This is a genomic window from Mogibacterium sp. CM50 (assembly GCF_000293155.1).
Classification (GTDB): domain Bacteria; phylum Bacillota; class Clostridia; order Peptostreptococcales; family Anaerovoracaceae; genus Mogibacterium; species Mogibacterium timidum.
Window position 1 is genome coordinate 75789 of the sequence record NZ_ALNL01000009.1, and the last position, 10300, is coordinate 86088.

8 protein-coding genes are annotated in these 10300 nt (G+C 42.3%); 3 read left to right on the plus strand and 5 right to left on the minus strand.

Translation table 11 applies throughout. The features are described 5' to 3' along the window. Positions 1 to 117: 117 nt before the first annotated feature. Entirely contained in the window at positions 118 to 519 is a 402-nt protein-coding gene (gene mscL, locus HMPREF1152_RS00980; RefSeq protein WP_009643275.1) for a large-conductance mechanosensitive channel protein MscL, read from the plus strand. 32 nt (positions 520 to 551) lie between these two features. Here the strand turns inward: mscL and HMPREF1152_RS00985 are convergent, their stop codons facing one another. The 5 genes from HMPREF1152_RS00985 to HMPREF1152_RS01005 are packed head-to-tail and all read right to left on the minus strand — an operon-like array spanning position 552 to position 6826. Further along, positions 552 to 2288 (minus strand): ABC transporter ATP-binding protein, encoded by a 1737-nt coding sequence (locus HMPREF1152_RS00985; RefSeq protein WP_009643216.1) that lies wholly within the window; start codon positions 2286 to 2288, stop codon positions 552 to 554. Next, a complete protein-coding gene (locus tag HMPREF1152_RS00990; RefSeq protein WP_009643215.1) occupies positions 2285 to 4084 on the minus strand; it encodes an ABC transporter ATP-binding protein in 1800 nt (599 codons plus the stop codon). Before HMPREF1152_RS00990 ends, HMPREF1152_RS00985 begins: the two co-directional genes overlap by 4 nt. After that, positions 4084 to 4707 (minus strand): MptD family putative ECF transporter S component, encoded by a 624-nt coding sequence (locus HMPREF1152_RS00995; protein WP_009643259.1) that lies wholly within the window; start codon positions 4705 to 4707, stop codon positions 4084 to 4086. Before HMPREF1152_RS00995 ends, HMPREF1152_RS00990 begins: the two co-directional genes overlap by 1 nt. 29 nt (positions 4708 to 4736) lie before the next feature. Then, complete coding sequence (locus HMPREF1152_RS01000) at positions 4737 to 6125, minus strand: ABC transporter ATP-binding protein (RefSeq protein WP_009643274.1); 1389 nt, start codon at positions 6123 to 6125, stop codon at positions 4737 to 4739. Continuing rightward, entirely contained in the window at positions 6122 to 6826 is a 705-nt protein-coding gene (locus HMPREF1152_RS01005) for an energy-coupling factor transporter transmembrane component T (protein WP_009643254.1), read from the minus strand. The genes HMPREF1152_RS01000 and HMPREF1152_RS01005 overlap by 4 nt, the downstream gene beginning before the upstream one ends. A gap of 199 nt (positions 6827 to 7025) precedes the next feature. On the opposite strand from HMPREF1152_RS01005, the gene HMPREF1152_RS01010 reads away from it, so the two are divergent. Both HMPREF1152_RS01010 and HMPREF1152_RS01015 read left to right on the plus strand, forming a co-directional pair. Next, positions 7026 to 7979: a helix-turn-helix domain-containing protein gene (locus HMPREF1152_RS01010; protein WP_242822258.1), complete on the plus strand. Its 954-nt coding sequence runs from the start codon at positions 7026 to 7028 to the stop codon at positions 7977 to 7979. A 280-nt stretch (positions 7980 to 8259) separates the two neighbouring features. Continuing rightward, positions 8260 to 10300: Cna B-type domain-containing protein (locus tag HMPREF1152_RS01015; protein ID WP_009643199.1), on the plus strand; the 2041-nt coding region annotated here is incomplete at its 3' end.

Here is a 10300-nt window from a genome sequence, read left to right on the forward strand (position 1 = left end):
GTAAGCATGGAACTTACACATATCGCATTGTTGTAGTATTATCGTGCGAACTGTGCACAGCATATTAAATTTTCAACGTATCAAGAAAGTGCAATATTGAAAGGAGCACCGGATTTAATGAAAGAGACTAAGGGATTAATAGCAGAGTTCAAAGAATTTATTTCTCGTGGTAATGTCCTCGACATGGCAGTCGGCATCATCATAGGAGCTGCCTTTACAGCAATCGTTACTTCGCTTGTAAATGACATCATCATGCCAATCGTGGGCGTAATCATCGGAGGTATCGACTTCTCCAGCCTCAAGGTTGCAGTTGGAACAGCCTCCATCAACTACGGAGTGTTCATTCAGGCAATCATCAACTTCCTGCTCATCGCGCTGACAGTATTCCTTCTGATCAAGGCTATCAGCAAGGCGCAGAGGAAGAAGCCGGAGGAGCCTGCAGAGGAAGAGCCTGCAGTACCAACTCCGGAGGTTGAGCTGCTCACAGAGATTAGAGATTTGCTGTCTAACAGAGACTAGCAAGTGCTGGCCGCTATAAGTAGCTTAAGCCTTCAAAATCTCCATTCGTAATTATTTTGCTGAATGTGATACAGTTTTGAAAACAACCCGTTATGCGCAAGCAGCTCCGTACTGCTCCCAGCTTCTACCACTCTTCCTTGCTCCAACACGACGATATGATCTGCATGAAGAACGGTACGCAGCCTATGTGCTATAACTAAAACAGTTTTTCCGACCACAAGCCGGTTAATCGCCTGTTGTACAAATACCTCATTCTCCGGATCAAGAGACGCGGTCGCTTCATCGAGTATTACAACAGGCGCATCCTTAAGTAATGCTCTGGCTATTGAAATACGCTGCCTTTCTCCCCCTGAAAGGGTCGCTCCGTTTTCACCGAGCATAGTCTTATAGCCATCCGGCAGTTTTTCAATAAACTCATCACAGCAGGCAGCTTTTGCCGCTGATTTAATTTCTTCCTCGCCGGCATTCGGTTTGCCGATGCGAATGTTATTCTCTATCGTGTCATTGAAGAGAATAACCTCCTGAAATACAAAGGAAAAATGCTGCATTAAATATTCGGGATCAAGTTCTTTTACATTTACACCTCCGATATTCACTGTTCCGCTATCTGCATCCCAAAAACGCGCAGCTAACTTGGAAATGGTACTTTTGCCGCTGCCCGAAGGACCCACGAGTGCTGTGATCTGTCCGGCTTTTGCCACAAAACTTACTTCGTCAAGTACGGGTTCCTCACCATAGGCAAAGCTCACCGTATCAAAAGATAAATCTGTATTTCTAATCGGTGAGCTTGTTTCTCCGGTCATTACTTCGCTGTCCATCAAGGTGCGGAGACGCCTGTTAGAGACTTGCAAATAAAGTATATCCGGCAATAGTGTTAACACCGTAAGAATAGGACCGTAAATTCTGGTTGCAATTAGCAGAAACATCAGCATGACAAGAAAATCGATCCGCCCGGATGTCAATAAGTGTATGCCTACAAAAGCTGCAACCCCGATACCTGATCTAAGCAACATTGATGACAATGCCATAATTGAACCGGAAACAAGCTCTATGCGAATTGCTGCTGAGCGCAATTCCGTGAAGGCGTCATCGAGCTTCTTGTATTTTTCTCCCCCCAGATTGCAGGAACGTATCACTTTAATTCCATCGAGATACTCTTGCGACTGTTTTTCTGCTGCAAGCTTTGCAGAAATATGTTTTGAAAACAACCGATTCTGCAACTTGCGGCTTGTCCAAAAGATGAGCGCTGTAAGCGGAAGCATAGCAAATATGGATAATGCCATTCGCCAATCAAAGAAAGCAAGGCATATTAAAACAAACACCGATGATGCAATATTTGCAAGAAGCTGGGGCACAATATTGGAGGTTGCCGTTTCGATATTTGTGCAATCCGTCATAATATTGGATGATAACTCACTCAAATCTCTTGTGTTGAAAAAGCTCATCGGCAGTTTTCGCATTTGCTCCGCTACACGAAGCCTGGTCGCCTCCGATTGATGATAAGAGGACACATAGGTTTTCATGTAATCATGCTTTGAAAGCAGGAAAATAACAATAAATGCTATAGCACCAAGCCCAAATAATATCCAAATTCTATTCCATGAAATATCTTCTCCTGTCAGAGGCTTCAATACTTCTATGAAAAGCCCGATTGTAATCATGAAAGGAAGCATCAGTGAAAGGCTTGTAAAAAAGCATGCTATTGCTGCATTTCGCAGCCCTTTTTCCGCATTTTTATCCAGTAGCAAATAATTTCTAAATATTTTCATGAAATAACTGTCTCCTTTCCGATACCCCATTCAAGGGATTGTGTGTATCGCATCCACATATCTGAATACAAGCTGCCTGCTTGTAATAGAACCTGATGCGTTCCGCTTTCGACAAGCTTTCCCTTGTCCATCACCAAAATGTTATCGGCGTCCTTTATGGTTCCAAGCCTATGGGCAATAATAATAACTGTTCTGTTCTCCATTAGTCTGCGTAAGGCCGTTTGTATAAGTCTCTCATTTTCCGGATCCGCAAAAGCCGTGGCCTCATCCAGAACTAAAACGGGAGTGTTGCGAATGATCGCACGGGCAATAGATATACGCTGGGCCTCCCCCCCTGACAGGTGAATTCCGCCTTCTCCAAGCACCGTATCATATCCGTCGGGAAGATTAGTAATGAATTCATCACAGCAAGCCGCTTTTGCCGCGTTTACAACATCTTCATCTGATGCTTCAGGGAAGCCTATTTTAATATTATCCCGAATGCTTTGATTAAAGAGATATACATCCTGAAAAACAAAGCTGACCTGTCGCATTAAATCACGCTCCGTCATTTCGCGGATATCCACATTCCCTATGCATATGCTGCCGCTTGATACATCCCAGAACCGGGGAATTAAGTGGGCTATAGTGCTCTTTCCGCCGCCTGAGGTTCCGACTATAGCGGTAACTTCTCCTGCTCGTGCGGTAAAACTTACATCGGATAAAGCAAGCTTTTCGTCCCCGCTATACGAAAACGACACATTCTGAAATGATACAGCTCCGTCATCAGGCTTTTTACCTTGATTTATTTTAGGCAGCTCCGGAAATGCCATTATTGCATCAAAGCTTTCAACGCCCCCGGAAACCCTCATGCTGGAAGATGATACATACAAAAATTTATGAAGCACCGAAGCTATAGCGGGTGCAAGCAATAGATAGAAAATGAAATTTAACAAAAAATCGTTATAATTCTTCGTCCCTTTTCCGATTAAAATTCCTACAGGAATAAGAAAGAGGTAAATATTGTTGATAAGCGTCATAAATGATGCAGTTGAAATTTTCCATTTCAATGTGTATGTCAGCATAAATTTGGTATATGTTGTAATTGAACCTCGTAATTGCCTGAAAGAGTGTGCTGTTTGCCCAAAAGCCTTAAGCACCGGCATTCCCCTTACATATTCTACTGTAGCCTCTGTCATATCTGCTGTGTTCTTTTGTAGCTTTGCCATGAGATCGGAATTAGAAGAGCCCATAGCAATCATCTGAATACCGAAAGCCGCCAGAACTGCGATAAAAGCAGCAACCCCGAAGCGCCAATCAAATATGAACAGAATTGCGAGCAGAACCAATGGCGCAACAAAGGCGGCAACCATATCCGGATATACGTGAGCTATGAAGTTCTCCATTTGCTCAATATCCTGATTTAATACCTTGCGGAATCGCCCGCTCCCCATTCTAAAATGGAAACCAAGCGGAATTTTTGCAATATGTTCTGTTAATATGGTTTTAAGCTTGTATTGCGTTCCAAATGCGGCAAGGTGTGCGCATATTGAAGAGCTGAAAAATAAAAGCACATCAGCTGCAATACCTATCACTGCAATCATCCCATATCCCCAAACAGCTTCTACATTTAGCTTTGTAAATTCCGGATAAACAGAAATTACATCACGAATGATATAATAAACGGCAACATAGGGAACAAAGGAGGCTGTTGCGGCCAGAGCCGCAAGAACGCCGCTGACCGCAAGAAGTCCCTTGTGATCTGTTGCCAGTTCAAAAATGCGTGACATGCCGCTTTTTGTCTTCTTTTTTTTCATCACTTCGTCTCCTTGAGCAATCCTGCTTTCACAAGATGTTTTTTGAAAACAGCACGAGCCAGTGTTGTCCCCAATATAGCTGTAACAACTGTAACAGCTAAAGCAAAAGCGAGATATGGACCGCTGATAAATTTAATTAAACGAGCCATGAATTCCCCGTTTATGCTATTTCCTTCAGCAATTTTAAGATAATAATCTTTCATGACAAGAAAAGGAATATATGATCCAATGGCCGTCCCAAGCATTAAAACGCAGTAGCCGATGACCTCGCAGGTGTAACTCTTATAATGCCCGCTTCTAACAATTAATTCCGCGATAATTGAACTTATAATTACCGCGGCAAGTATTGGCCAGCCACTACCCATGACGAACATGACCAGCCCGAACAGAATCCCGAACAATATAACGGCACCTGCTTTAGGGGCTTTTGCCCTAAGCAGCATATATACGGAGGCTGCGACGAAGGAGCCTAATGCGACGCCAAACGGCAAGGTATAAACGGTCATGCTCATTATCATAATGCATGCCATAAAAACCACAATAAATATAACGGTAAAAATGCCAAGATTGATAAAATCACGGCCGCCCAGCTTAGTACCGGAAGTAGCTTTGTTTTGATTCATTTGAAATAATCCTCACTTTCTGTTTTTATTTATTTTGATAAAGATATGATTCGCGTACAGGCAAGCTCCAGAAACTCATTATCATGAGAGATTACGATAACGGCTTTTGTCTTTGCAAGTTCCCTTAACAGCTTTGCCACGCGGTTCATATTTTCAAAATCAAGCCCGCTTGTCGGTTCGTCAAAAAAGAGTATCCGTGCAGGAGATAAAGCCGCAAGAGCCACACATAAACGCTGCTTTTGCCCACCGGATAAGGAGAGCGGATGTCTGTCACCGACATCTGTAAGCTCCAAGGATGACAAAATCCTTTGCACATCTTCGGAATCTGGTATTTCGCCGGAAGCGGTAATTGTCATTTCTCCAATCACGCTGTCGCTGAACAGCTGATAATTCGGATCCTGCATTACAAGAAAAGCATATTGCTTCCGCATACGGATATCGCTTCGCTGTCCCGCTAAATAAATGTCACCCGTTTTTTCTTTCATAAGTCCGCAAACAGTTCGTGCCAATGTCGTTTTCCCGCTCCCGTTCTCTCCGATCACTCCGACAATATCTCCGTAGTCTGCCGAAATATTGATATTTTTCAGAACGGTCTTTTTCCCTCGTTCAACTGAGAGATTCCTTATCTCCAATGCGGGAATTCTCACGGGACAGCTTGCCGGTGAAGTCGAAATTTCAGCTTCCCATAGCGTGCGCAGGCCCATTCTGTTAAGCGCTGCCACATCTGTTGAGGCAAGCATATCCATATCGTAAAGCCCTATCAGCCTGCCTTCGTTAATCAACGCTACCTGGTCTGCCACATCGCGAAGATAATAAAGCCGGTGTTCAGAAATCAGCAAAGTCTTGCCACTCTTCTTTAGCTGCAGTAGAAGGCTTCGAAGCCTTAAGGTTGAAGTCCTGTCCAGATTTGCGGATGGCTCGTCCAGCACATACAGTTCAGGAGATAAGGCATAGATGCTTCCAAATGCGATCTGTTGTTTCTCTCCGCCCGAAAGCGCAAAAATGTCTTTTCCGCATAAATTCTCCAACTTGAGATTATTTACTGTCCGCTCGTACCGATATTGCATTTCTTCATATGGAACCCCGCAATTTTCCATACCGAAGACAATTTCACTGTCTGTATCCGTGTTGAAGAATTGAGTTCTGGGATTTTGAAACACAGATCCGATTTGTGATGCTAATTCATGCGGCTCCCGCCCGGCAATATCCTCTCCGGTTATTTTTACGGTTCCGGAAAGCTCTCCCGGATAAAAACTCGGAATCAATCCGTTTATAAGCCTTGTTATTGTTGTTTTTCCACATCCCGAACTACCGGAAAGCACCACACATTTACCCTTGTTTATTTTAAGAGAGATGCTTCTCAGCGCTTCCGTTTCCGTTCCTGCATAGCGGAAGCTAACCTGCTTCAATTCAATCAAGTCATCACCCTCCCAACCGTTGTCCGCAGCAGCAGAACCGAAATCAGCGCAACCGTGAATATCAAAGTCAACAATGTATCCCTGAATGTTATGTTGAGCTTTATGAATGATGTTCTGGGAGCGGGATTATCCAATCCGCGAGTTATTGATGCTGCGGAGAGCTCTTCCGCAATTGTGGACGCACGAACCAAAAGAGGTGTAATAAAGCCTTCAAACACGATGATCGGCCGCAGTCTTAAATTTCGGAGAGAAAGTCCTATTCCGCGAAGCGACATGGCATCTCGTACATGAGAGATTTCTTCTTTTGCAGTAGGAAAGAAGCGCATGGCAACCGCGAAAGTAATGATAAATGCACGAGGGATTTTCATAGCATAAAGGCCGGTTACCATTTCACTGACCGATGTTGTTTTCAAAAATGTCTGTCCGTAAAGCATAATCGGCATGCACATTCTTATGCATAAAACAACCATTAAAATCATGCTGTTCAAAGCCTCCGGCACATATTTTGAAAAAACAATAAACGAAAGCAGCAAAACATAAGCGGCAGTGAATTTTATTATCTTTCTTCTCTGTCCGAGAAGAAAAGAAATCGAGCATACAACGATAAAAACAATACTCCCGTATATGATATCCTTCGCGGAAAACGCTACGATACTGATGAGTATCAATAAAAAGAATTTACAGCGCACATCGAGTTTCAAATCGTTTCTCTCCCTTGAAATACAAGTATAGCTATGCTAAACTCACATAAGTTAGTTGTATCTAATCGGGAGTATAATATATCCTCACTCCTTTGAGCAATAGATTAAGCTCGTATATGTCTTTGCTCAAAAGAATAATGTCTGATAGAAAAAATGGTGATGCATAATGATAAATATAATAAATTCTATGTGCAATGACATGGGAATGATAAGAAGTAATGAAAATAATCCCTTCGGTTGCGGTTCCTTCTTTCAAGGAGATGATTATATAACACAGGGGTATTTCTGGGTTTTGCCTCATGGAGAGCATTTTGTGATTACAAAATGTGATTTTTATTTTCTAAAGGATACAGAGCTTACAATGCCGAACGATTCGCTTTATATATCGCTTCGGCTTGAATACGCCAAGCATCTTCCACCGGGCAAAATAGTCGCCTATTTAGAAGAAAATGGCACGCCTATAAATACTTTAATGCGCAAAGGAAGCCGAGTTGCTTACACTGAGGTTCTGTATTCTCCTTCATTTTATAAAACGCATCTTGATACTCTTTTTACCGCGCAGGAAGCAAGCCCTCTTGAGATTTTGAAAAACATGGGAGGAGAGCACAATTGGTCATCCGAAATTATGAATGTTCTTAAAAAAATATATGCCTGCTCTCTGAATGGAATGTCCGCGGAACTGTATTACATAGCAGGGGCTTATGCGTTGATGTCCGCGGTGCTTGAAATGGGAAATGGAAGATTGCCTAAAAAAAGCACGGATTATGAAAGTATCGTTCGTGTTATTCAGTACATTGATGATAACTTTTCACACACAATAAAGCTGGCGGAGCTTTCCAGGTTAGCGAATATGAGCACAACAAAGCTGAAAATTTTATTCAAGCAATTTACAGGGTGCACTATTACTGAATATATTATGTCCAAGAAAGCCGACTACGCTTCTCATTTATTGGCTGATTCAGATTTATCCATAGAAGAGCTCGCAAAGAAAGTAGGCTTTGATACGGTTGCCGGTTTTTCCACCTCATTTAAGAAGCAAACAGGGATACCACCGTCGGAATATAGAAAGCAAATAGAGTTTAATTGTTTGAAGAATCCGTCAGAAATCGTAAATCTTACATTTGGGAGCAGCGATGCTGAAAAACCAAGTTAGTCTGATTCTACCAGAATAATCCTTTGAAAGCTTGTATTTGCCGGTACTTCTTATATTGTGGAACTTACTGCTGATATCTGAAGAAAAACAATAATTGGCAAAAAAAGTAGACTTTGATTTACAGTTCGTGAAGGTGCGAAAAGCCCCAATTCCTACTTAAATTTTAATATACCACAGATAGTAAATCAAAGTCTACTTTGCGTTACAGCTCATGATCGTTGCGGGCCTTTGTAGTATAACAGCTTTATAGTGACGTGAGCAATGAGGAGGAGGATTATTTATGGAATCAAAGCTCAAGATTATAGGCAAGAGACTGTTTGTATTTATGATGTCCTGTCTGATGTTGTTTGGCATGACTCCTATTACGGGACAGACTTTTGCGGAAACTCAACATAATAATGTTTTCACTGAGATTAAACTCACAGACTCGGATTTGACAACACCTGTCGGTTCTGCAGATTATAATAAGCGAATGCAACTGGTAGCCAAGTTTGCTTTGCCTAATAATCAAGTTCACAAGGGGGATACAACAGTTCTTCCCATACCTAATGAACTTGAAATTTATAAGAAAGAAACGTTCCAGATTAAAAATGATAACGATGAGGTTATTGCCAATGCGGTAACCGATCCTGACAGTAAGACCATTACCATGACCTATACGGATTATGTGGATTCACATTCGGATATTACGGGGTCGCTTCATGTTACTGTCATTGTAGACTCCAGTGTGGTTAAGAAGCCTCAGACGCTGCATCTTAAGATTGAGATACCACACGGACAAACCTTCGATTTAGGGACTTTGAATTATACCGGAATACAGAGTGACAACCCTGATGAGGAGATTACGAAGTGGTCTTTCTTCGATAAAGATGACCCTACGATTGTACACTGCAGGATTCGTGTCAATGCAAAAGGCGGTAGCTACCAATATATCAAGGTAAAGGATACTCTTGAATCTGAATCGGTTTCTTATGTAAAGAGTAGCGTTCAGGTTAAAAAAGGTAAATGGGAACTTCCTGCCGGAGGCGGGTATTATTCTCTGAAAAATGAAGTCGACGTCACCGACCAGTTCCCTCTCCAGTATGACGGGAACAGTTTTACAGTTCGTTTTGATAATATAAGCGGAGAAGGTTATCTGATTAAATATGATGTAAAACTGGCTTATACTCCGACGAATCAGGAAATTATTAAAAATAGAATTTTTGCAGAAACTAATAACGGGAAGCTTATAGATGATGTTGTTAAGGCTCTCTACCAGCAATCCGGCGGTGAAGCGAACGGTTACAATTACACTATAAAGATTCACAAGGAGAGCGAGGACGGCAAGAAGCTGGCAGGAGCGGTTTTTGAGGTTATAAGGGATTCTTCACATGCAAAAGTCGGAGAAATCACCACAGACAGCGATGGAAACGGCAGTCTCGGAGGCCTGCTTAAGGATAATTATACAATAAAAGAGATAAAAGCTCCTGAAGGCTATATGCCGCTCACAACTCCGATTCATGTTAAGCCTGCTGACTTCGGCGCGGATAAAGCCGTTTTAAAAACTGTTAAGAATAAATCGATACCTAAAATAAATATCTGCGGTGAAAAGACCTGGGATGACGGAAATAATCAGGATCATAAGCGCCCTGAGAAAATTATAGTAAACCTTCTGGCCGGCGGAAAGCCTGTTAAAGAAACAGAAGTTAAGGCTGGCGCAGACGGGAAGTGGAAGTATTGCTTCACGGATTTACCTAAATACGATTCTGAAGGTAAAGAAATCACATATACTGTAGAAGAAGCGCCTGTGGAAGGGTATACATCTAAAGTTGATGGATTTAACATTAAAAACAGCTATAAGCCTGAAGAAACCAGTGTAAAGGTAACCAAGAAGTGGGAGGATGCAGACAACCAGGATGGAAAGCGTCCAAGCAGCATCAAGGTGCAGCTGTATGGAAATGATAAAAAAGTAGGAGAAGAAGTAACGCTCAACGAAGGAAATAGTTGGACTCATACATGGGCAAAGCTTCCAAAGAACGCAGCAGGAATACCTATAAAGTATACGGTAAAAGAAGTAGGGGAAGTAGATAATTACACCACATCGTATGGTGAAGACAGCCAGGGCAATATAATCATCACTAACAAGCATGTACCTGAGAAGACCAAAGTGGAAGGACAGAAGACATGGAGTGATAATGATAATCAAGATGGAAAACGTCCGGAGTCAATTACGGTAAATCTTCTGGCTGACGGCAGGAAGGTGAAGGAGGTTAAGGCTACAGCAGCTACCGACTGGAAATACAGCTTTACCGATCTTCCGAAGTATGAAAACGGAAGGGTGA